19 protein-coding genes, 1 tRNA gene and 1 other RNA gene are annotated in these 21,283 nt (G+C 68.2%); 10 read left to right on the top strand and 11 right to left on the bottom strand.

Going from position 1 to position 21,283, the window contains the following annotated elements:
- Positions 1-15 precede the first annotated feature (15 nt).
- The 4 genes from ilvD to GZ67_RS0108685 all read right to left on the bottom strand — a co-directional run bounded on the left by ilvD (position 16) and on the right by GZ67_RS0108685 (position 5,329).
- Positions 16-1,734: a dihydroxy-acid dehydratase gene (gene ilvD / locus GZ67_RS0108700; protein WP_029263579.1), complete on the bottom strand. Its 1,719-nt coding sequence runs from the start codon at positions 1,732-1,734 to the stop codon at positions 16-18.
- A gap of 9 nt (positions 1,735-1,743) precedes the next feature.
- Positions 1,744-2,541 (bottom strand): trehalose-phosphatase, encoded by a 798-nt coding sequence (gene otsB, locus GZ67_RS0108695; RefSeq protein ID WP_029263580.1) that lies wholly within the window; start codon positions 2,539-2,541, stop codon positions 1,744-1,746.
- Between the two features lie 52 nt (positions 2,542-2,593).
- Entirely contained in the window at positions 2,594-4,000 is a 1,407-nt protein-coding gene (locus GZ67_RS0108690; protein ID WP_029263581.1) for an alpha,alpha-trehalose-phosphate synthase (UDP-forming), read from the bottom strand.
- A gap of 66 nt (positions 4,001-4,066) precedes the next feature.
- Positions 4,067-5,329, bottom strand: a complete 1,263-nt coding sequence (locus tag GZ67_RS0108685) for an MFS transporter (protein WP_029263582.1) — start codon at positions 5,327-5,329, stop codon at positions 4,067-4,069.
- Between the two features lie 227 nt (positions 5,330-5,556).
- Here GZ67_RS0108685 and GZ67_RS0108680 point away from each other — a divergent pair, with 227 nt between their 5' ends.
- Together GZ67_RS0108680 and GZ67_RS0108675 are read left to right on the top strand one after the other, a co-directional pair.
- Positions 5,557-6,762 carry an aminotransferase-like domain-containing protein gene (locus tag GZ67_RS0108680; protein ID WP_029263583.1) on the top strand — a complete coding sequence of 402 codons (1,206 nt, stop codon included), beginning with the start codon at positions 5,557-5,559 and terminating at the stop codon, positions 6,760-6,762.
- 9 nt (positions 6,763-6,771) lie between these two features.
- The gene (locus GZ67_RS0108675; protein ID WP_029263584.1) at positions 6,772-7,071 is read left to right on the top strand and encodes a hypothetical protein; all 300 of its coding nucleotides are present in this window, start codon (positions 6,772-6,774) and stop codon (positions 7,069-7,071) included.
- Between the two features lie 24 nt (positions 7,072-7,095).
- On the opposite strand, the gene GZ67_RS0108670 is transcribed toward GZ67_RS0108675, so the two are convergent.
- The 3 genes from GZ67_RS0108670 to GZ67_RS0108660 are packed head-to-tail and all read right to left on the bottom strand — an operon-like array spanning position 7,096 to position 9,716.
- Positions 7,096-8,280 (bottom strand): acetyl-CoA C-acetyltransferase, encoded by a 1,185-nt coding sequence (locus GZ67_RS0108670; RefSeq protein WP_029263585.1) that lies wholly within the window; start codon positions 8,278-8,280, stop codon positions 7,096-7,098.
- Complete coding sequence (locus tag GZ67_RS0108665) at positions 8,273-8,941, bottom strand: CoA transferase subunit B (protein ID WP_029263586.1); 669 nt, start codon at positions 8,939-8,941, stop codon at positions 8,273-8,275. The genes GZ67_RS0108670 and GZ67_RS0108665 overlap by 8 nt, the downstream gene beginning before the upstream one ends.
- 1 nt (position 8,942) lies before the next feature.
- Positions 8,943-9,716: a CoA transferase subunit A gene (locus GZ67_RS0108660; RefSeq protein WP_029263587.1), complete on the bottom strand. Its 774-nt coding sequence runs from the start codon at positions 9,714-9,716 to the stop codon at positions 8,943-8,945.
- A 105-nt stretch (positions 9,717-9,821) separates the two neighbouring features.
- On the opposite strand from GZ67_RS0108660, the gene GZ67_RS0108655 reads away from it, so the two are divergent.
- The 4 genes from GZ67_RS0108655 to GZ67_RS0108640 all read left to right on the top strand — a co-directional run bounded on the left by GZ67_RS0108655 (position 9,822) and on the right by GZ67_RS0108640 (position 12,868).
- A complete protein-coding gene (locus GZ67_RS0108655) occupies positions 9,822-10,610 on the top strand; it encodes an IclR family transcriptional regulator (RefSeq protein WP_029263588.1) in 789 nt (262 codons plus the stop codon).
- Between the two features lie 36 nt (positions 10,611-10,646).
- Positions 10,647-11,084: a MarR family winged helix-turn-helix transcriptional regulator gene (locus GZ67_RS20400; protein WP_029263589.1), complete on the top strand. Its 438-nt coding sequence runs from the start codon at positions 10,647-10,649 to the stop codon at positions 11,082-11,084.
- The gene (locus GZ67_RS0108645; RefSeq protein ID WP_136025887.1) at positions 11,081-12,310 is read left to right on the top strand and encodes an MFS transporter; all 1,230 of its coding nucleotides are present in this window, start codon (positions 11,081-11,083) and stop codon (positions 12,308-12,310) included. The genes GZ67_RS20400 and GZ67_RS0108645 overlap by 4 nt, the downstream gene beginning before the upstream one ends.
- 75 nt (positions 12,311-12,385) lie before the next feature.
- Positions 12,386-12,868, top strand: a complete 483-nt coding sequence (locus GZ67_RS0108640; protein WP_029263591.1) for a YbaK/EbsC family protein — start codon at positions 12,386-12,388, stop codon at positions 12,866-12,868.
- Between the two features lie 112 nt (positions 12,869-12,980).
- On the opposite strand, the gene GZ67_RS0108635 is transcribed toward GZ67_RS0108640, so the two are convergent.
- A complete protein-coding gene (locus tag GZ67_RS0108635; protein ID WP_029263592.1) occupies positions 12,981-14,534 on the bottom strand; it encodes an Ig-like domain-containing protein in 1,554 nt (517 codons plus the stop codon).
- Positions 14,535-14,789: 255 nt separating this feature from the next.
- Positions 14,790-14,862: transfer RNA gene (locus GZ67_RS0108630), tRNA-Lys, on the bottom strand.
- A gap of 154 nt (positions 14,863-15,016) precedes the next feature.
- On the opposite strand from GZ67_RS0108630, the gene GZ67_RS0108625 reads away from it, so the two are divergent.
- Both GZ67_RS0108625 and GZ67_RS0108620 read left to right on the top strand, forming a co-directional pair.
- Complete coding sequence (locus GZ67_RS0108625) at positions 15,017-15,814, top strand: inositol monophosphatase family protein (protein WP_029263593.1); 798 nt, start codon at positions 15,017-15,019, stop codon at positions 15,812-15,814.
- Positions 15,815-15,835: 21 nt separating this feature from the next.
- Complete coding sequence (locus GZ67_RS0108620) at positions 15,836-16,402, top strand: hypothetical protein (RefSeq protein ID WP_029263594.1); 567 nt, start codon at positions 15,836-15,838, stop codon at positions 16,400-16,402.
- A 24-nt stretch (positions 16,403-16,426) separates the two neighbouring features.
- Here GZ67_RS0108620 and GZ67_RS0108615 read toward each other — a convergent pair whose 3' ends face one another.
- A complete protein-coding gene (locus GZ67_RS0108615; RefSeq protein WP_029263595.1) occupies positions 16,427-19,288 on the bottom strand; it encodes an HAD-IC family P-type ATPase in 2,862 nt (953 codons plus the stop codon).
- 136 nt (positions 19,289-19,424) lie between these two features.
- Here GZ67_RS0108615 and GZ67_RS0108610 point away from each other — a divergent pair, with 136 nt between their 5' ends.
- Positions 19,425-20,024, top strand: coding sequence for a hypothetical protein (locus GZ67_RS0108610; protein ID WP_029263596.1), 600 nt, complete (start codon positions 19,425-19,427; stop codon positions 20,022-20,024).
- 76 nt (positions 20,025-20,100) lie between these two features.
- On the opposite strand, the gene ssrA is transcribed toward GZ67_RS0108610, so the two are convergent.
- Positions 20,101-20,470, bottom strand: a transfer-messenger RNA (tmRNA) gene (gene ssrA / locus GZ67_RS20395).
- 141 nt (positions 20,471-20,611) lie between these two features.
- On the opposite strand from ssrA, the gene GZ67_RS0108605 reads away from it, so the two are divergent.
- Positions 20,612-21,277 carry an SIMPL domain-containing protein gene (locus tag GZ67_RS0108605; protein WP_029263597.1) on the top strand — a complete coding sequence of 222 codons (666 nt, stop codon included), beginning with the start codon at positions 20,612-20,614 and terminating at the stop codon, positions 21,275-21,277.
- Positions 21,278-21,283 lie beyond the last annotated feature (6 nt).

Raw genomic sequence — 21,283 nt, 5'->3', positions numbered from 1 at the left:
GCCGGAGCGTCCGGGTCAGCCGGTGGTCGCTCCCTCGGCGGCGGACCGCACGAGGCGCGAGTACTTGGCAAGAACGCCTCGGGTGTAGCGCGGGGGAAGCGGCTCCCAGCCAGAACGGCGGGAGGCGAGCTCTGCGTCGTCGACGAGTAGATCGAGAGAGCGAGCTGCGATATCGACCCGTATCAGATCACCATCGCGCACGAAGGCGATAGGACCTGCGTCCACCGCTTCGGGTGCTATGTGGCCGATGCACAGGCCGGTTGTGCCGCCTGAGAATCGTCCGTCCGTCAAGAGTAGTACATCTTTTCCGAGTCCAGCGCCCTTGATGGCAGCGGTGATGGCGAGCATCTCGCGCATACCCGGTCCGCCCTTGGGCCCCTCGTAGCGGATGACGATGACGGTACCGGGCTCGATCTCGCCCTCCGCGACGGCGTCCATGGCGGCGCGCTCGCGCTCGAACACGCGGGCGGGGCCCTCGAACACGGCGGCGTCGAAGCCGGCCGTCTTGACGACGGCACCCTCAGGAGCCAGCGAACCGTGCAGGATCGTGAGTCCGCCGGTCGCGTGGATCGGGTTGTCGAACGTGTGGATGACCTCGCCGTCGATCGGCTGCGGGTCGAGATCGGCGAGGTTCTCGGCGAGCGTCTTGCCCGTGACCGTGAGAGCGTCACCGTGCAGGAGGCCCTCGTCGAGCATCGCCTTCATGATCACGGGGATGCCGCCGTGACGGTCGACGTCGTTCATGACGTACTTGCCGAACGGCTTCATGTCGGCGACGTGGGGAACCTTGTCGCCGATGCGGTTGAAGTCGTGCAGGCTCAGGTCGACGTCGGCCTCGCGAGCGATCGCCAGCAGGTGGAGCACCACGTTCGTGGAGCCGCCGAGCGCCATCGCCAGGGCGATCGCGTTCTCGAACGCCTCCTTGGTGAGGATGTCGCGTGTCGTGATGCCCTGGCGGAGCAGGTTCACGACGGCCTCGCCCGAGCGGTGGGCGAAGTAGTCGCGCCGACGGTCCGCGGCGGGCGGAGCGGCCGAACCGGGGAGGCTGAGACCGAGCGCCTCGGCGACGGATGCCATCGTGTTGGCGGTGTACATGCCACCACAGGCCCCCTCGCCCGGGGCGATCGCGCACTCGATGCGCTTGAGGTCCTCCTCGCTCATGAGACCGGCACGGCAGGCGCCGACCGCCTCGAACGAGTCGATGATCGTGACGTCCTTCTCGGTGCCGTCGGAGAGCTTGACCCACCCCGGCGCGATCGAGCCGGCATAGAGGAAGACGCTCGACAGGTCGAGGCGGGCGCTCGCCATGAGCATGCCCGGGATCGACTTGTCGCAGCCGGCGAGCAGGACGGAGCCGTCGAGGCGTTCGGCCATCATCACGGTCTCGACGGAGTCCGCGATGACCTCACGGGAAACCAACGAGAAGTGCATCCCCTCGTGACCCATCGAGATGCCGTCCGAGACGGAGATCGTGCCGAACTGCAGCGGGTAGCCGCCCCCGGAGTGCACGCCCTCCTTGGCGCCCTGCGCGAGCCGATCGAGGCTCAGGTTGCAGGGAGTGATCTCGTTCCAGCTGGACGCGATGCCGATCTGCGGTTTGTCCCAGTCGGCATCCCCCATCCCGACGGCACGGAGCATGCCTCGGGAAGTCGTGGCCTCGATGCCGTCGGTGACGACGCGGCTGCGGGGCTTGATGTCGATGGGCGCGCTCTGGGAGGGATCATGCGAGGACATGACGGAAGTCTATTGCCGTGCGGAGGCGCGTTCGTCCGCCAGCGCCTCCAGAAGCGCGGCGATCTGTTGTGGAGTGTCCACACGAAGCGCCGCAGCGCTCTCCCCCGGACCGACGCGCACGCCGAGGTCGCCCTCGCCGAGCACGCGCATCGCATCCTCGTCGGTCACATCGTCACCGGCGAACAGGATTCCGGTGGCGTCGAAGCGCTCACGAAGCGCCGTCATGGCCGCGTCCTTGCCCTCTGCACGCGAGGAGAACTCCAGCACGCGGTGTCCGGCCCGACGTCGCCAGTGCGGGAAGCGCTCGGCGACGAGAGCGTCGATCTCGGCGAAGACGCGCTCCTCGGTCTCGCGGTCCGCGCGGCGGGTGTGCACGCCCATGCCGAAGGTCTTGGGTTCGAACTCGGCACCTTCGAAGCGCTCGATGATCGGCTTCGCGGCTGCCCACAGCTCTTCACGCGAGCCGTCCTCGGTGACGTCGCCCGCGATCTCGGCATCTCCCTCACCCGGGAACCAGTACTGCGCGCCGTGGGAACCCGCGAGGGCGATGGCGGAGTCGTCGGTGTGTTCGGTGATGACCCGCAGGTCGTGCATGCTGCGTCCGGAGACGTACGCCACGACGGTGTCGGGAAGCGACGCGAGCCGCTCCACCTGGATCGCGACCTCGGGAAGCGCGCGCGCGGCCATCGGGTCAGGCACGAGAGGCGAGGCGGTGCCGTCGAAGTCGAGGGCAACGACCAGGCGTGGCGTCGCCGCCAGGGCACTCAGGTCGTCGTCGGCGGTTCCGGGGATCCAGGGGCGCGTCACAGGTTCTCCAATCACAGGGGGTTCGTTCCCAGTATCGCGGCCCCGCGGGTGCTCAGCGCGCGCGCACCTCGGACAGGGCGGCGAGGAACGAGGAGGACCAGGCGTTCACGTCGTTGTCCAGCACACGACGGCGCAGCGATCTCATACGCCGCCCCTGCTCGGCCGGGGGCATCTCCACCGCGGTCATGATCGCGTCTTTGAGCCCTTCGATGTCGTGCGGGTTGACCCGCACCGCCTGCCGGAGCTCATCCGCCGCCCCGGTGAACTCGCTGAGCACGAGGACGCCGCGATCGTCCACGCGACTGGCGACGTACTCCTTGGCCACGAGGTTCATGCCGTCGCGCAATGCGGTGACCAGCATCACGTCGGCGGCCAGGTAGAGGGCGACCATCTCCTCGCGCGGATACCCCTGGTGCAGATACCGGATGGCGGAGTGGCCCATCGTGTCGGTGTCGCCGTTGATGCGGCTGACGGCGAGCTCGATCTCATCGCGCAGGTGGACGTACGCGTCGACGCGCTCCCGGCTGGGGCTCGCGACCTGCACGAGCGTGACGTCCTCGACGTTGAGCCGCCCTTCTGCGAGCAACTCCCCGTAGGCCTTGATGCGGTGGCGGATGCCCTTGGTGTAGTCCAGTCGATCGACGCCGAGCAGGATGCGCTTCGGGTTGCCGAGGCTCGCGCGGATCTCGGCGGCGCGTGCACGCACGTCCTCACGGGCCGCGAGCTCGAGATACGGCGTCGTGTCGATGGAGATCGGGAACGCCCGCGCCAGCGCCGTGCGGGTCCCCTCCCCGTCAGGCACCGAGACGTTCGGTCCCTTGACGTCGTAGCGGAGTCTGCGCCGCACGGCCGTGAGGAAGTAGGTGGCGTCCTGAGCGCGCTGGAAGCCGATGACGTCGGCACCGAGCAGCCCGCGCAGCACCTGATCCCGCCACGGCAACTGGGCGTAGAGACCGTGAGCCGGGAACGGGATGTGGTGGAAGTAGCCGATCGTCACGTCCGGACGCAGTTCGCGCACCATCTGCGGGACGAGTTGCAGCTGGTAGTCATGCACCCAGACGGTGCCCTCCTCCGCCACGGCAGCGGCGGCGGCTTCGGCGAACCGACGGTTGACTCTGACGTACGCGTCCCACCATTCGCGGTGGTACTGCGGCGGCGCGATCACGTCGTGGTACAGCGGCCAGATCGTGTCGTTGGCGAAGCCCTCGTAGTACTCCGCGATCTCCTCCGCGCTCAGCGCGACCGGCACCAGCTCGATCCCACCGGCTTCGAACGGCGTGAGCTCGACGTCCGCCTGCCCCGCCCAGCCCACCCAGGCCCCGTGCACGTTGCGCATCATCGGCTCGAGGGCGGCCACGAGCCCACCGGGAGACGTGCGCCAGACCTCCTCGCCGTCAGGTCCCTCCACCCGGTCGACCGGCAGGCGGTTGGCGACGACGACGAAATCTGCGGCGGTCAAGGGGGACTCCTCACATCAGCGGTGAAATCAAACCTACCCAGGATCGCGGAATACCGTCGCCGGAGGTCAGGCCGTCACCGACGAACGTGTACGCCGCTCGCTGCTGAGCGCCCAGTTCGCCACTCCCGCGCCGAAGGCGATGAATGCCGCGATCATCGGGAGCAGGAGCGCGGCGGACGTTCCGACGTTCTCGGCGATCTCGCCGGCCACGGCCGCGCCGATCGACTGCCCGACCACGACGCCGGAGCCCAGCATCGTCATGACCGTCGCCGAGCGACCACGCGGGCTGCGGGCGGCCCCGAAGCTGTACTGCGTGACCAGGGTGGGTCCGATGCCGATTCCCATGATCGCCAGCGCGAGCATCATCGTGCCCGGCGAGTCGACGAATCCGAGCAGGAGCGTTCCGGCGAGCAGGATGCCGGCGAAGACGAGCCACCGTGCGCGCATCGAGAACGACGGAGGAAGCCAGGCGACGCCCAACGCGAGCACCGCCGACCCGACGCCCATCACGCCGTAGAGCAGCCCGGCCTGCTCGGGTGCACCGCGGTCAGCCATGAACGACGTCAGCGAGGTGAGCATCGTCCCGAAGAAGATCCCCACGCCGAGAATGCCGAGGACGACGATGAGCAGCTGCGGCCGGAACAGCTCCGAGACCGCTGACGGGGCTCTGCCATCCGCGTCGCGGTCCTGCGACACGTGACGTCCGCTGGGGTGCAGCGCGAACGCGCCGACGAAGACGACGGTGAGCACGGCGGCGCCCACCAGCGGAGCCCAGGGAGCGAACGCGGACGCCAGGATGCCGACCAGGAACGGCCCGAAGACGAACACGGTCTCATCCGCCGCGGACTCGTAGGCCATCGTCCCGGAGACGGTCTTCGCGCGACGCGCCTCCGGCATTCGATCGGCGATGATCGTGACCAGACGTGAGCGCGAGAGCGGCGCGACCTGCGGTGCCGTGGCGCCGATCCCGACCGCCGCCAACAGCACGAAGCCGTCTGCGGCTTCCCCGTAGACCACGAAGGTGAAGAGCAGGAGCATCGCGCCGTTGGCCAGCGCGAGCACGACCAGGACTACCCGCTGGCCGAACCGGTCGGCGGCGGCGCCGAGAAGGGGGCCGAAGCACGCCGTTCCCAGACCGACGGCGGCCGAGGTGAGCCCACCCAGCGAGAGCGAGCCGCGGGCCGACACGACGACGGTCAGGACGCCGACGACCATCATGGCGAACGGAAGTCGCGCGATGAAGGCGATGAGGAAGTAGGGGAATCCGGCGAGACGGAGAAGGCTCGGGCTCGGCTCGGTGATCTGCGGGGGTGCTGATGCGTGTGTCATGGCTCTCGCGCGTCGAAGACGCGATGTCGGGTGCCGCCGCTGTCCGCCGGGGATGCCGACGGCCGGTAGATACACGGTTTGTGCGGCCGCGGGCGAGCCGCGACGACCCCAGGATAGCGGATGGTCCCGGGAAGTGCCCGAGAGATGAGCGTTTCGGGACGGGTCTATCCTGGGCGACACCGCCGCACCGCTGTCCCCGCACTCACTCCTCCGAGGAAGAACCTCCGTTGACCACTGCCCCGCATGCCGCTGCCGCCGCACTCACCCTCCCTCCGCGTTCGCAGCGCGCAGGAAACGCCAAGACCTCGCCGGTGCGCGACCTTCTCGCGCTGACCGAGCGCCCGGAGGTCATCTCGTTCGCCGGCGGTCTCCCCGCGCCCGAGTTGTTCGACGTCGCCGGCATCCGGGCGGCGTTCGACGCGGTCCTCGACTCCCCCTCTGTGCTCCAGTACTCCACGTCCGAGGGAGACGCCCGGCTCCGGGAGGAAGTCGCCCGGCGCTACTCGGCGGTCGGATTGCCCACCGCGGCATCCGACCTCATCATCACGACGGGTTCGCAGCAGGGGCTCGGCCTGATCTCGACGACGCTTCTCGATCCCGGCGACACGATCCTGGTCGAGGAACCGTGCTACCTCGCGGCGCTGCAGACCTTCGCGTTGGCCGGCGCGCGGGTCATCGGTGTCCCCTATGACGGCGGCGAGCTGGATCTCGAAGCGCTGGACAGGCTCGCCGCCGAGCACAGCCCGAAGTTCTTCTACACGGTCCCCACTTTCCAGAATCCCACCGGCCGCACGCACGGGCTCGATGCCCGCCGGCACATCGCCGCCATCGCACAGCGGCGGGGATTCCGCATCATCGAGGACGAGCCCTACCGCCAACTGCGGTACTCGGGTGAGGCCCTCCCCTCGCTGGCCGAGCTCGCACCGGCGCAGGTGATCAGCCTCGGCAGCTTTTCGAAGGTGATCGCGCCGGGGCTGCGCATCGGATGGATCCGCACGACCCCTGATATCCGCCCCGCCGTGACGATCGCGAAGCAGGCCGCCGACCTCCACACCTCCACCATCGACCAGGCAGCAGCCGCCCATTACCTCCTCTCGGGCCGCGGGGAGCCCGCGCTCACGCGCATCCGCGAGGTGTACTCCGCCCGGCGCGACGCGATGCTCGACGCCCTGCCCACCGTTCTGCCGACCGGCAGCACCTGGAACCATCCCGACGGCGGCATGTTCGTCTGGGCACGGCTGCCCGAGGGGATGGATGCCGCCGAGTCGCTCGGGCGCGCCCTGGCCCACGATGTCGCCTACGTACCCGGGGTCTCGTTCTACTCCGGAACGCCCGATCGGCGGACGCTCCGCCTGTCGTTCACGACCTACGCCCCTGACAGGATCAGGGAGGGCTTGTCAAGGCTCGGGACGACCTGGGGCACGGGAAGGTAGCGTGGGGGCATGCGCTACCTCTTCAGCACCGGACTCGTCGCTGCGATCTCTGCAGGAGTCTCGCTGCTACGCGGCACCCGCGAGCAGCCGATCACCTGGCGCTCCCTGCTGTCCTGGCTGAGCTGGGGCATCACGATGGCGCTCGCCGTCGGTGCAGTGATCGACATGAACCGCGAACGACGCGGTGTGCTCGTCGATGCCGACTCGCCGCAGTCGGTCAAGAAGGCGAAGAAGGCCCAGCGGCTCCAGTTCCGCTCGCAGAAGGCCCTCGCCGACACGCAGGATCACGCCAAGGACGCACGGCACTGACACCGCGCGCCCCGAGCGCATCGTTCACCGTGTGAGGATCAACGCCTCGCCCTGACCGCCGCCGCCGCACAGGCCGACCGCGGCGGTTCCGCCACCGCGACGCACGAGCTCGTGCACCGCGTGCACCACGAGTCGGTTGCCGGATGCACCGATCGGGTGTCCGATCGCGATCCCGCCGCCGTGGATGTTCACGATGTCCTCGTCCAGCCCGAGCTCGACCTGTGAGCGGGCCACGACCGCGCCGAATGCTTCGTTGATCTCCACCAGATCGAGATCCGAGGGTGCGATTCCCTGCTTCTCGCACGCACGCTCGATCGCACGCGCCGGCTGCGCCTGCAGGGAATTGTCCGGGCCGGCCGTCTGACCGCTGGCACCGACGGTGGCGAGCACCGACCAGCCCTTGGCCGCGGCCGTGCGTCGCGCGGTGACGACCACGGCCGATGCGCCGTCGGAGATCTGAGACGAGTTCCCCGCGGTGATCGATCCGCCCTCCGCGAAGGCCGCCCGCAGCCCACCGAGGATCTCGACCGTCGTGTCGGGGCGCACCCCTTCATCCTTCGTCACGCGAACCGGCTCACCCCGGCGCTGTGGCACGTCGACGGCGACGATCTCGGCCTCGAACACTCCCGTTTCCTGGGCAGCGGCCGCGCGTTGGTGAGAGAGCGCGGCGACACGGTCCTGCGCCTCTCGGGTGAGCTCGTATCGCGCGTTGTGGCGCTCCGTCGACGCGCCCATGCTCTCGCGGTCGTAGGCGTCGGTCAGACCGTCGTAGGCCATGTGATCGAGCACCTCGACGCTGCCGTACGCCCAGCCGTCGCGCGAGCCCATCAGCATGTGCGGTGCCCGCGTCATCGACTCCATCCCGGCGGCGACCACCACCTCGGCGTCGCCGGTGCGGATCATCCGAGCGGCGTCGATGATCGCGGTCAATCCCGACAGGCAGACCTTGTTCACGGAGTGGGCCGGCACGTCCCAGCCGATCCCGGCACTGATCGCCGCCTGCCGAGCGGCGTTCTGACCCGAGCCCGCCGCCAGCACCTGTCCGACGATCACCGCGTGGACGTCACCCGGATCGATGGCGCCCTGCTCCAGCGCGCCTCTGATGGCGAAAGAGCCGAGCTGAGGAGCGGTGAAGGCCGCCAGCTGCCCCTTCAGTCGCCCCTGCGGTGTGCGAGCAGCGGCGACGATGACGATGTCGTTGTCATTCATGATGCGAGGTCCTTTCGTGGAGGAGATCCGGATGGATGGTGAGCGCCGGCTCGGTCGCGGCGATGACCTCGTCCACGCTGACTCCCGGGGCCGTCTCGACGAGCGTCAGCCCCTCGGGCGTGACGTCGATCACGGCCAGGTCCGTGATGATCCGGTCGACCACTCCGCGACCGGTCAGCGGCAGCGAGCACTCGTCCACGATCTTGGCCGATCCGTCCCTGGCCACGTGGTCCATCAGCACGATCACCCGAGCAGCACCGTGCACGAGATCCATTGCACCGCCGGGGCCCTTCACCATCTTGCCCGGGATCATCCAGTTCGCGAGATCCCCACTCGTCGAGACCTGCATCGCGCCGAGGATCGCGGCATCGATCTTGCCGCCGCGGATCATCCCGAAGCTGGTGGCCGAGTCGAAGAACGCCGCACCGGGCAGGGTCGTGACCGTCTCTTTACCCGCGTTGATGAGGTCGGGGTCCACGGCGTCTTCGTGCGGGTAGGGCCCGACGCCGAGAATCCCGTTCTCGGATTGGAGCACCACCGTGACGTCGCTCGGCACGTGGTTGGGCACGAGCGTCGGCAACCCGATTCCGAGATTGACGTAGGAACCGTCCTCCAGCTCGGCTGCCGCGCGGGCCGCCATCTGGTCTCGTGTGAGTGCCATCTCAGGCTCCTTCCACGGCGACGGTGCGCCGCTCGATGCGCTTGGGGATGTCCGTGCCCACCTCGACGATGCGATGCACGAAGACGCCGGGAAGGTGGATGCTGTCCGGATCGAGCTCACCCGGCTCCACGAGCTGTTCGACCTGAGCGATGCAGGTGCGTCCGGCCATCGCGGCCAGCGGGTTGAAGTTGCGCGCCGCCTTGTTGAAGACGAGGTTTCCGTGGCGATCGCCGCGGGAAGCGTGCACGAGCGAGAAGTCCGTGGTGATCGCCTCCTCGAGCACGAAGTCCGCCGGCGAGCCATCGACCTCGAATGTTCGGACGTCCTTCACCGGGGAGGCGACGGCGATCGTGCCGTCCGCGTTGTATCGGCGGGGCAGCCCTCCTTCTGCGACCTGGGTGCCCACACCCGTCTGCGTGTAGAAGGCCGCGATCCCCGATCCACCGGCCCGCAGCTTCTCGGCCAGCGTTCCCTGGGGAGTGAGTTCGAGCTCGAGTTCGCCGCTCAGGAATTGGCGCTCGAACTCCTTGTTCTCCCCCACGTACGACGATGTCATCTTGCGGATGCGCTGCGCGGCGAGCAGCACCCCGAGTCCCCAGTCGTCCACGCCGCAGTTGTTGCTCACGACGCTGAGATCTTTCGTGCCCTGGGCCAGCAGAGCTTCGATGAGCGCGATCGGGTTACCGGACAGCCCGAACCCGCCGACCGCCAACGAGGCTCCGTCGGGAATGTCGGACACGGCGTGCGCTGCCGAGTCCCATTGCTTGTCGATCACGTCTGCTCCTTCGAATTCGTGCCTCACTCCAGCATCCGCTCTTCGGCCCCCGGCGCAACGATCACGTCTTGCGATGTGGTCAGATACGGAGGTAGCGTCCACGATATGGAATCGACCGCGCGCTCCGTCCCCGGTGCACAGGCCATCGCTCGGGCCGCGCGCCTGCTCCGGCTCGTGACGGCCGCCGGTGCGGACGGCGCCTCCCTCCAAGATCTCGCACGTGCTGCCGAGCTGTCGCGCTCGACCGCCCATCGCTTGCTCAGTGCACTCAAACTCGAGGGGCTCGTCGACCGCGACGAGGACAGCACCCGCTGGATGCCCGGCCCCGAGCTGTTTCTGATGGGCTCGGTTGCCGCTACGCGCTACGACGTGACCGCCCTCGCGCGGGACATCGTCCGGTCGCTGGCGGTCAAGACCGAGGAGAGCGCGTTCTTCTCCGTGCGGCGAGCGGATGAGACGGTGTGCCTGCTTCGGGAGGAAGGCTCCTTCCCCATCCGCTCCTTCGTCCTGAGCGAGGGCGTGAGGTTCCCCCTCGGCGTCGCCAGCGCGGGTCTCGCGATCCTGGCGTTCCTCCCTGACCATGATGTGGACACGTATCTGGAGCGGCACCCCGACCTCGAGAGCGCATGGGGGCCGACACACCGACCGCGCGCGCTGCGCACCCGATTGGCAGAGACCAAGGAACGCGGATACGCCGTCAACCCGGGCCTGATCGTCGAGGGCAGCTGGGGAATCGGCGCCGCCGTCTTCGATCGATCCGGGCGCCCGGAGTGGGCCCTCAGTCTGACCGGTGTCGAGTTCCGCTTCGGCCCGGATCGCATGGCGGAACTCGGTCGCACCCTGCTGGCGCACGCCCATCAGCTCTCGGCGAGGATAGCCAACGCCCGGCGCTGACCCTCCATACATACCATCCGATATATACTCTTTGGTATGAATCGTACGGACGTCATCGCTTCGCTGGTGCTCTCCGGATACGCCCTGGGTCGCATTGCGGCGCAGGACGCCGGCAACGACGCGCCCGCCGCGCAGTGGCGGGTGCTGAGTCTCCTCGAGCAGGAGGGTGCCAGGCGCGTGGGCGAACTGGCCGCCGCTGCGCGCACCACCCAACCCGGCATGACCCGCCTCCTCGGCCTGCTGGAGCGCGAGGGGCTCGTGCTCCGCTCCCCCGACCCGGACGATTCGCGAGCGATCGTCGTCGACATCACCCCTCAGGGCACCGCCGCCGTCGCGACCTGGCGCGCGGAGTTCCGCGAGATCCTCGCGCCGCGGTTCGCCGCCCTGAACGACGGCGACTGGTCCGCTCTCACCCGCGCGGCGGAGATCCTCGCCGCGCACACCGCCACGGAACGAACAGGAGAATCTCGGTGAACACCACCGCCACCCCCTCGGTGTGGAAGCAGCCGGCGCAGGTCTGGGCCGTCGCCTTCGCCTGCGTCGTCGCCTTCATGGGAATCGGGCTCGTCGATCCGATCCTCCCCGCGATCGCGGAGTCGCTTCAGGCCTCACCGGTGGAGACCGAACTGCTCTTCACCAGCTACCTGCTGGTGACCGGCCTCGCGATGCTGGTGACCAGCTGGATCTCCAGCCGCATCGGCGCCAAGGCAACGCTGCTCATCGGGCTCGCACTCATCGTCGTCTTCGCACTCTTGTGTGCTCTGAGCGGCAGCGTCGACGCCGTCATCGGCTTCCGTGCCGGCTGGGGTCTCGGCAATGCGCTGTTCATCTCGACAGCCCTCGCGACGATCGTCGGGTCGGCATCCGGCGGCAGCAGCGCCGCGATCATCCTGTACGAGGCCGCGCTCGGCCTCGGCATCGCGGTCGGACCGCTGCTCGGTGGCATCCTCGGAGAGCAGAGCTGGCGCGGCCCGTTCTTCGGCGTCGTCGTGCTGATGGCGTTCGCTTTCGTCGCCGTTCTCGTGCTGTTGCGCGGGCCGGGCGAGAAGCGGATCCCGGTGCCCTTCTCGGCCCCGTTCACGGCCCTCCGGCGCCCCGCGCTCGCCATCCTCGCGGTCGCCGCACTGTTCTACAACATCGGCTTCTTCGTGCTGCTGGCGTTCTCGCCGTTCCCCCTGGGCTTCGGCGCGATGGGGATCGGATTCACGTTCTTCGGTTGGGGTGTCGCACTCGCGGTCACGAGCGTCTGGGTGGCACCGGTGCTGATGCGCCGCATGCCGCGCACGCGGATCATCCTCGTGGTCCTTCCTCTGCTGGCGCTCGACCTCGTCGCCGCCGGGCTCGTCGTCGGGAACGCGGCCGCCCTCGTCACGTGTATCGTCATCGGCGGTCTGCTGCTCGGCGTGATGAACACCGTGCTGACCGAAGCGGTCATGGAGGCCACGGACCTCCCCCGGTCCGTGGCCTCCTCCGCCTACTCCGCGGTGCGTTTCCTCGGTGGCGCGATGGCTCCCCCGATCGCGGCGCTCCTGTGGCACGCGTTCAACGCGACAGTGCCGTACCTGTTCGCGGCGGCGTCTGTCCTCATCGCAGCGCTGACGGTGTTCCTCGGCCGGCGCGTGCTCGCGCACATCGACGACGAGCCTGAAGACGCCGCCGCTGAGGATGCCGCGGCGATCCTCGTGGGCGACGCCGCCTGAGGCGTAATGTCGGTGCCGGATCGGCCGCCGACGCCCGATCCGGCACCGACACTCCCCTCCCGATATCGTGGGGCGATGAGCGAAGAGACGCCCCTTACCGAGCGCAGCAGAGTCGTACAGCAGCACCTTTCGGCCGCCGGAGTCGACACCACCATCCGCGTCCTGCCGGATTCCGCGCGCACGGCGACCGCCGCAGCCGCGGCGATCGGGTGCGACGTCGCCGCGATCGCGAACAGCCTCGTGTTCATCGCTGACGGGGAGCCGGTTCTCGTCATGACCAGCGGTGGCCACCGGGCGGACCTCGCCGTACTCACCGCGAGCATCGGTGCGCGGGATGTGTCGATGGCACCGGCATCCATCGTCCGCGCGGCGACGGGCCAGGCCATCGGCGGCGTCGCACCGGCCGGGCATCCGGCCCCGCTGCGCACCTTCCTCGACGACGTGCTCCAGGAACATGACGAGCTGTGGGCCGCAGCCGGCCACCCGCACACCGTCATGCCGCTCACGTTCGACCAGCTGCGCCTCATCACCGGGGGCACGGTCATCGCCGTGGCTTGAGATTGCCTCGAGCTTCCCGGAGGGCGGTCTCCTGCCGCGTGACTCTCCACGCACGCGGCGGGGTCGAGACCGCGAAGCAGGTGCTCCGACGACCTCGACCCCGATGCAAGGATCAGCCCTGGGGCTCGCGCCGTCGAGCGCGCACGGCAGCCAGAGTGGTCAGCGCGATGCCGAGCAGAAGCGCGGCGCCGGCGCCCCAGAGCATGACCGCCGGCACATCGCCACCGGTCGTGGCGAGGGAATCGCCGGTCAACGGCAACTCCATCGGAGGCGTCACATCGGTCGGCGGCGTCACGGGCGTCGCCGGCGTGGGAGGCGTGGTCGGCGGGACCACCGGCGGCTTCTCCGTCGCGGTGTTGGTGAGCGTGATCGCGAGCGTCGAACCCCCGTAGACGGTGATCTGTGCCCCGCCGTCCGCGGTCGCGCGCACTCCGGTGCCCGAGAACACCGGTGTGCCCCATTCGATGCCGTCGATGGCCGGCGGGGTGAGCTCCTCGAGCGTGACGACGGTGCCGGCGGGGAGGCGCACAGGAGCGGTCGCCGCTCCCGCGGTCACCACGACGGTCTTCTCCACCACCGGGTCGCCGTAGCTGTAGCGGACCGTGTACTCGGCGTTGACCGGCACACCCGTCACTCCGGAGCCGCCCACAGCTTTGGTCAAGGTGAACGCACCGGTGGCAGTTCCGTCTCCGGTGCCGCCACCCGTGACCTGCCAGACCTCTCGGTCCTGCAGCACCACTCCGTTGACATTGGCGACATTGCTGAATGAGGTCCCGTCCGCCTGAGTGCTCGGTACCGTGAGGTACTTGACGAAGTACGTCCGTGCGGGATCGATCGCACCCGGGATCTCGAGGTGGAACGCCGTGCCGCCCTCGTTCCAGGCACCGGTCCAGTTCGTGATCGTCCGGTAGTCCTGCTGGTCTGCGTCGGTGCTCCAGACCGCGAGCTGGCCGTCTTGGTTGTGATGCTCTGCGACTTCACCGTTCGGCGCGGTCAGCACATCGTCGACGACGATCGACTCGACGCCGGGAAAGCTCGCGCCCGGAAGCTCGAGCTGCCACGCGATGCTGCCGTCGTCCGTCTGCCATGACACCTTCTGAGGCTCCGTGGGCAGAGGCGGAAGAGGCGTGATCCCACCGCCCGGGATGTCGACGCGCGTGGTCTTGCCGTCGACGACGAACTCCACGGTCGTCTCCGAGGTCTGCTCGTCGGCGCTGGCCAGGAACCACAGCGAACCGTTGACGCCCGTGCGTCCGTTCACGTAGTCGGTGAGGGTGCAGGTCACCACCGGTGCCGCGTCGCTGCTGACGGCGCATTCGGCCACGATCTCCGTCGGGTCCTCGGTCGAGGGGACCGAGAATGTCAGGCCGGTTCGGGCGAACTCACGCGGAAGCGTGAACCCGAACGTCTCGCCGCCGAGAGCGCCATCCGGCACCGACCAGTCCGCGTCCACGCGCACCTGATCGAACTGCGCCAGAGTCTCATCGCCGTCCACGGTGGTCACCGTGATCGACGCAGGATCGATGGCCGCGGGATGGTCGTACTCGGCAGCGATGGCTGCGCCGGCGCCCACGCCCGTGACCACAGCGGTGAGTGCCGCCGCAGCGGCGGCGACGAACGTGATGGATGCGCGGCGCGATCGCGCGCGCCGATTACTTCTGTACACGGTGTTCCCCAGTTTCTTGTCGAAGCCTCACCGCCTCGGCCGTGCTGCTGCGCAGCGACGCATCCGATGGCGGTGACGCGGTTGTCCCCGTGTGAGAGACGGCCTCGACGAGAGCCCATTACGCGGTACACCGGCATTCTCTGCAAGCCCTCAGAAACCCGGACTTCGCGGGCCTGTCCGGATCGATAAGCGGACCGCGTGCACAAGAAAGCAGAAAAGCCCCAGAAACTGGCGAGAGTTTCTGAGGCTGTTCCGTGCACCCCCTCGGACTTGAACCGAGAACCCACTGATTAAGAGTCAGTTGCTCTGCCGATTGAGCTAGAGGTGCGTGGCCCGGGATAACCCCGACCGAGGAATTACATTACCAGCCGACCGCCCCCATGCGAAATCGAGGTGGGCCCGGGCGTGCCGGTGCCCGTCGCACTCGGAAACATGGCCGTTCGGCCCTCAGCGCCCGTTGTTCCGCCGACTATCCTGGGAGCGTGACCGCCTCCCCTCACGCCGATGACCTGCGCAGCGATCTCCTCCTCGCGCTCCGCCTCGCCGACGCCGCCGACGCCCAGTCGCTCCCGCGGTTCGATGCGGCCGACCTGGAGATCTCCACCAAGGCCGACAAGTCGCACGTGACCGACGCCGACCTCGCGACGGAGCGTGCGATCCGCACCATCCTCGAGACCGAGCGACCCGACGACGGGATCTTCGGCGAGGAGTTCGGCGCGCAGGGCGGGACGCATCGCCAGTGGATCATCGACCCCATCGACGGCACGGCGAACTTCCTCCGCGGCGTTCCCTTGTGGGGCACGATGATCGCTCTCGCGATCGATGGCGTCCCCCAGGTCGGTGTCGTCAGCATGCCCGCACTGGGTAGGCGCTGGTGGGGAGCCGCCGGCGAAGGCTCCTGGACCGCGACCGACGGCGAGCCCCGCCGACTCCAGATCTCCACCGTGTCATCGCTCGACGATGCCAGTGTGAGCTTCCAGAGCATCGCGCAGTGGTCCGACGCGGGACGGCTCGACTCCCTCCTCCGAGTCGCGGCACGCGTCTGGCGCGATCGCGCCTACGGCGACGTGTACTCCTACATGCTTCTCGCCGAAGGGCGAATCGACATGGTCGCCGAATTCGATGTCAAGGAATACGACATCGCCGCTGCCGTGCCGATCATCCGGGAGGCCGGCGGGCGGATGACCGCCGCCGACGGCGCTGAGACGATATCGGCGCGCTCGACACTCGCCACCAACGGCACGCTCCACGATGAGTTCCTGAAGCTCATGCACGACTGATCCGAACCCACGAGGCACAGGATGACCCTCCGCATCATCTCCGCCGCCGCAGGCGCCCTGGTGCTTCTCGTCGCCCTGACGGCATGCGGAGCACCTGCGGGGCCGCAGGCCTCACCCACATCGGATGCGGTCCGCCCGAGCCCGGCTCCGAGCCCCGAGCCGGTGAGCTCCAGCGTCCCGGAGACTCCCGGCGAGCTCACGTGTGAATCCATGATCTCGGCGGGAACGGTTTCCGTGTTCACGGATATGGGATGGACCGCGCAGTCGAAGGAGTTCGTCGTCGGCGGGGTGGCGCTGACCGACGGGCTGCTGTGCTTCTGGGCCGACTACAGCGTCGCGTCCGACCACGGTCAGCTCTATGGCTGGGCATCTCTGAGTTCGGAGGACGCCGCGCAGGCCCAGTCCGGTTTGCTCTCCGAGGGGTGGAAGCGCGAGGACGGCCCGGACGGGGTGTACTTCACGGAAGATCCGCGATACGCGATGGGACTCGATGAGGACGGATACGGGATGACGTATCTGTTCGGCGACGGATGGGTGCGCTTCGCGGACACGCGTCAGGGGCTGATCCTCATCGAGTGGACCGGCTGAGCGCCGCTCGAGCTCGCGACATCGCTACGGCGCCGTACTCCCCATCGAACTCTCCAGGACGGGCCGGAAACCCCGGGCGACCGGTGGTGTCCAGAGCAGGACGACGATGAGGGCGGCGACCACGGCAGTGACGGCTGCTCCCCAGTCCCACCGGTCTCCGAAGACGAGCACGATTGCACTGAGTGCGAGCACGACCCCGAGGAAGAGCGTGAGCAACAGCCGCGAGAGCCCGCTCCCCCGGCGGATACCGGCGGCGACCGCGAACACCAGGAGACCGAACAGCGCGATGGCCGCGCCCGCGAGCGAGAACGCGGAGGCGCTCACGTCCGGGTCGTAGCGCCCGAGGAAGACCAGGATGCCGAAGCCCGTGGCGAGGATTCCGAACACGTACGAGAGCACGGCGACCGTCGTCGTGATGACGGCCGCCAGCCCACGCTCGGTACCGCTGCCCGGCTCGGGCGCCTGTGCACGCGCCGTCGTGGGCTCCTCTCTCAGGACGAGCCGACGATGCACGATGCGCACGACCTCGATCGCCGCGATCATCACGATTGTGATCCCGGTGAGCGCGATCGCGAGGTCTTCCCCCGGATCGACGAGGACGAAGAACTGACGAGCGAGGGGAAGCGAGAACACGGCGATGAGCAGGATGAACATCGCACCCACGACCAGCACCTTGAAGCGATTGAGGGGGCGGGCGAGCACGGCCAGCACCCAGATGCCGACGACGGCGAGGATGACGGTCGCTCCGGTGCGCAGCTGCTCCTCGTGCGCCTCGAGCCCGCGCGCGACGAAGGTGAACCACGTGAGACCGAGCGCGACGATGATCCCCGAGGGAATGGCGAAGCTCAACGATCGCCGGAGGAATCCGGGCACATAACGTGCCGCGTTGGGCATCAGCGCGAGGAAGAACGCCGGGATGCCGATGGTGAGACCGTCGGTGATGGAGAGCTGGCGCGGGAGGAACGGGAACTCCAGCACGAACACCCCGAAGATGATCGCGAGAAGTGTGGCGTACACGGTCTTGTTCAGGAAGAGCATCGATACGCGTTCGATGTTCGCGATGACCTGACGCCCTTCCGCGACGACATCGGGCAGGTGCGAGAACTGCCCGTCGAGCAGCACCAATCGCGCCACCGCCTTCGTGGCGGGCGATCCCGTGTTCATGGCGATACCGATGTCGGCGGCCTTGATCGCGAGGGCGTCGTTGACGCCGTCACCGGTCATCGCCACGGTGTGCCCGCGACTCTGCAGGGCCGCGACCATGCGCTTCTTCTGCTCGGGTGAGACGCGTCCGAAAACCAAGTTGGTTTCGAGCACGTCTGCGAGTTCGGCGTCATCATCGGGAAGGCGACGTGCGTCGAAGCCCTCCGCGACGTCCACTCCCACCTCTCGCGCGATCGCCGCGACCGTGCGCGGGTTGTCGCCCGAGATGATCCGGATGCCCACATCCTGCCGCGCGAAGTACTCGAGCGTCTGGGCGGCGTCGGGGCGTACCTGCTCCCGGAAGGTGAGGACGATGGCCGCGACCACACCATCCGGAAGCCGCTCGGAGTCGACATCCGCCTCGGACAACGCCGATTCCGCGTAGCCGAGGACCAACGTGCGTCGGCCGGTCTCTGCGAGCGCGGTGACCGTGCGCCCGAGTTCGGTCTCGTCGGATGTCGCTGCATCGCCGAACACCATCTCCGGTGCACCCATCACCCAGGTCCCGGCGACCTGTTCGAAGGAGACTGCGCTCCACTTGCGTGCGGAGGAGAAGGGGATGTAGTCCGCGACCGCGAGCGGAGACTCGGCCGGATACACCGCTCGCATCGATCGCGCCGTGGCATTCGCATCCGGAGAGGCGGCATACCAGCCCAGCGCCGCCGCTGCCGCCTCCGCACGCTCCGACGTGAGCCCGGAGAGTCCGTGCGCTTCGTCGAACCCTATCTCCCCCACGGTGAGGGTGCCGGTCTTGTCGAGACATACGACGTCGACCCGGGCGAGCCCTTCGACCGCGGGCAGCTCATTCACCAGAACCTGCCTGCGTGCCAGTTTCGACGCACCGACGGCGAAGGCGATGCTCGTCATGAGCACCAGCCCGAGCGGGATCATCGCCGTCAGCGCGGCGATCGTGTTCACGACGGCCTGCACCCAGGCGCCGCTGGAGAACACGGTGGCGTACCCGCCCGTGACGATGATCTGCGCGTTCAGGACGAGCAGCCCCACCGGTCCGATCACCCAGCTCACCCACTTCAGGACCCGGTTGACCGACGAGCGGAGCTCGCTGGAGACGAGCGAGAAACGCTTCGCTTCGCCCGCGAAGTGGTTGGCGTACGAGTCGGCGCCCACACGGGTCGCTTGCGCGGTTCCCTCGCCGGCGACGACCACCGCGCCCGAAAGCGCCTCGTCGCCCGGCTGCTTCTCCACCGGGTCGGACTCGCCCGTGAGCATCGACTCATCGATCTGCAGCCCGCGCGCCGTGAGTATTCTGGCGTCGGCCGGCACCTGCTCGCCGGCGCGCAGGACCAGCACGTCGTCGAGGACGACATCGGTGGGGGCGATCTCCGCCTCCGCAGCTTCCCTGAGCACCAGAGCGCGCGGTGCGTTCATCAGTGCCAGGCGGTCGAGAGCCGACTTCGCTCGGAACTCCTGAACACAGCCGATGATGGCGTTCGCGAAGGCGGCGAGCCCGAAGAGCGCATCCTGCCACCGCCCGACCAGGAAGAGGATGAAGAAACACGCGAAGACGATGCCGTTGAACAGCGTGAAGACGTTCGCCCGCACGATGCTCCACGCGCTGCGGCTCGTGTCCGCCACGAAGGCGTTCGTCTTCCCGGCCGCGACGCGTTCGGCCACCTCCGCTCGGGTGAGACCGGTCGCGAGAGTTTCGGGGGTCGATTCCACAGACCTCAATATAGGTCCCCGTCGGAACCAGCGGGTGCCGTTCGCGCCTCCCCGGCCGCTTGCCTCTGCTACTCTCTTGCTCGCTCCGAGGCCCTTCTGCTGTCGGACCGCTTCACCTCTCCCCGAAGGATGCTCCGTGCCCGACGAACGCCCTCTCCCTGCGCGTCCCACGATCTCTCGCCGCACCGTCATCGGCGCGGCGGCGTGGTCGGTCCCCGTGATCGCGCTCACGGCAGCCACACCGGCCCAAGCGGCGAGCGGAGGCGCGATCGACGCAACCGGCGTGGTCCTCGCCTTCACGGGCCCGCAGTGGAGTTCCGAGTTCACCCTGAGCGGTCAGCTCGCCCTTTCGCCGGCGCCCGCCGCTCCTACACAGGTCACAGCGACCATCTCCTGGCAGGGCACCGGTGCCAACTCCGGCGCACAGGGGCTCTACCTCTACGACGGAGGGTCTCCCTCCCAAGATGGAGGCATCAGCGGGTGGACACTCCTGCAGGGCGCTGCAGACGACCAGCTGTACAGCGTGTTCGTCTTCAGCACCGTCATCGCGGCAGGCACTCTGACGGTGCCGACCGTTTCGACCTATCTCGCCGACCCTGAGGCGGCATTCATGTTCGGCGCGGAGACACCGAACGGAGGGACCTCCTTCTGGGACGGCATCATCACGATCCGGTTCTCGGCAGCGGGATATGCGGATGCTGTGCTGGCGGTGCCCTATACGCAGACGGTGGAGTGACACGCCGTTCCCGCACACGAAAAAGCCCCGTGACCTCCTGGAAGGAGAGCACGGGGCTTCTTCTGTGACAACGGCTTGGTGGAGCTGGGGGGAATCGAACCCCCGTCCAACGCTGAGTCTCCACGCCTTCTCCGGGCGCAGTCTGTGAAGACGTTCTACTCGGCTCCGACCTTTGTCACAGACACCTAAGTCGACGAGCCCAGCCTGGGAAGAGTCCCACGTGACGTCCAGACGCCATCACGCAGCAAGATTCCTAAATGACGCCAGGATCCGTATCGGAATCACATACGGTCTGACGGACTATCGGGCTCGCTTATGCAGCGAGGGCGAAGTCGTTGCGCTTGGTTTCGGCAACTATTTTTTTGCAGAGAGCGTTAACGAGATAACTCTGCATCCTCGGCCCGCTTCTCGTGGATTCACAGGCGCTGTCGAAACCGATCAGCCCCGTGGTCCTTCTCTCGAAGGAGCCGCTGTCACACTATGGAATTACCATCCCGGGCGACGAACACCCGAGCATCACAGACTACAACGTTCACGGGCCATTCGCCATTCCGCAGGCGCCCGGAGCGCTGGCGTAGAGTCAGCGCATGAGCGAAGTCACCGTCACAGTCCGCGGCGAACACGAGGCGCGTGTCGCGCCGGAGCGCGCCACCATCCGGGTCAGCGTGCGGGCGGAGGGTTCCGAGCGCACGACCGTCGTCGAGCACGTGATGCGTTTGGCCGAGCCCGTACGCGGCAGCATCACGGAGCGGGCAGAGGAGTGCAGCGTCGTCGACTGGACCAGCAAACGACTCTCCGTGCGAGCCGAGCGACCCTGGAACAACGACGGCAAGCGCCTCGCACCCGTCTACTACGCGAGCATCGACTTCACTGCGACATTCGCAGAGGCATCGGAACTCTCGATATGGGTCTCGGACATCTCGCCCTGGGACGGCGTCGAGGTGGGCTGGGTCGATTGGCACCTCACCCGCGTGACACGAACGCAGATCGAGCGGGAGGTGGCCGCCGAGGCCGTCAGCGTCGCCGTCACCCGCGCCAAGGCATATGCGGGGGCTCTCGGTCTCGACGAGGTCACGCCGCTCGAGATCGCCGATGTCGGTCTCATCTCGAGCGGGCAGCCGATGCCGGGTGCGCCCATGATGAAGGCTCGCGGAGGCGTGGCATTCGCCGCAGATGCAGCCCCGGCCATGGAATACGAGCCGGAGGAGATCGTCATCTCCGCGACGGTCGAGGCGCGCTTCCTCGCCCGGTGAGCCGGG

Source organism: Microbacterium sp. Cr-K20, from assembly GCF_000708325.1.
Lineage (GTDB): Bacteria > Actinomycetota > Actinomycetes > Actinomycetales > Microbacteriaceae > Microbacterium.
Note: the sequence above shows the minus strand (reverse complement) of the source record. Positions and strands in the feature narration are given on the sequence as shown.

Bases quoted from the DNA above. Each gene is read 5' to 3' on its own strand.
- ilvD (WP_029263579.1), bottom strand. From the start codon at position 1,734: ATGTCCTCGCATGATCCCTCCCAGAGCGCGCCCATCGACATCAAGCCC.
- GZ67_RS0108685 (WP_029263582.1), bottom strand. From the start codon at position 5,329: ATGACACACGCATCAGCACCCCCGCAGATCACCGAGCCGAGCCCGAGC.
- GZ67_RS0108675 (WP_029263584.1), top strand. From the start codon at position 6,772: ATGCGCTACCTCTTCAGCACCGGACTCGTCGCTGCGATCTCTGCAGGA.
- GZ67_RS0108670 (WP_029263585.1), bottom strand. From the start codon at position 8,280: ATGAATGACAACGACATCGTCATCGTCGCCGCTGCTCGCACACCGCAG.
- GZ67_RS0108665 (WP_029263586.1), bottom strand. From the start codon at position 8,941: ATGGCACTCACACGAGACCAGATGGCGGCCCGCGCGGCAGCCGAGCTG.
- GZ67_RS0108655 (WP_029263588.1), top strand. From the start codon at position 9,822: ATGGAATCGACCGCGCGCTCCGTCCCCGGTGCACAGGCCATCGCTCGG.
- GZ67_RS20400 (WP_029263589.1), top strand. From the start codon at position 10,647: ATGAATCGTACGGACGTCATCGCTTCGCTGGTGCTCTCCGGATACGCC.
- GZ67_RS0108640 (WP_029263591.1), top strand. From the start codon at position 12,386: ATGAGCGAAGAGACGCCCCTTACCGAGCGCAGCAGAGTCGTACAGCAG.
- GZ67_RS0108620 (WP_029263594.1), top strand. From the start codon at position 15,836: ATGACCCTCCGCATCATCTCCGCCGCCGCAGGCGCCCTGGTGCTTCTC.
- GZ67_RS0108605 (WP_029263597.1), top strand. From the start codon at position 20,612: ATGAGCGAAGTCACCGTCACAGTCCGCGGCGAACACGAGGCGCGTGTC.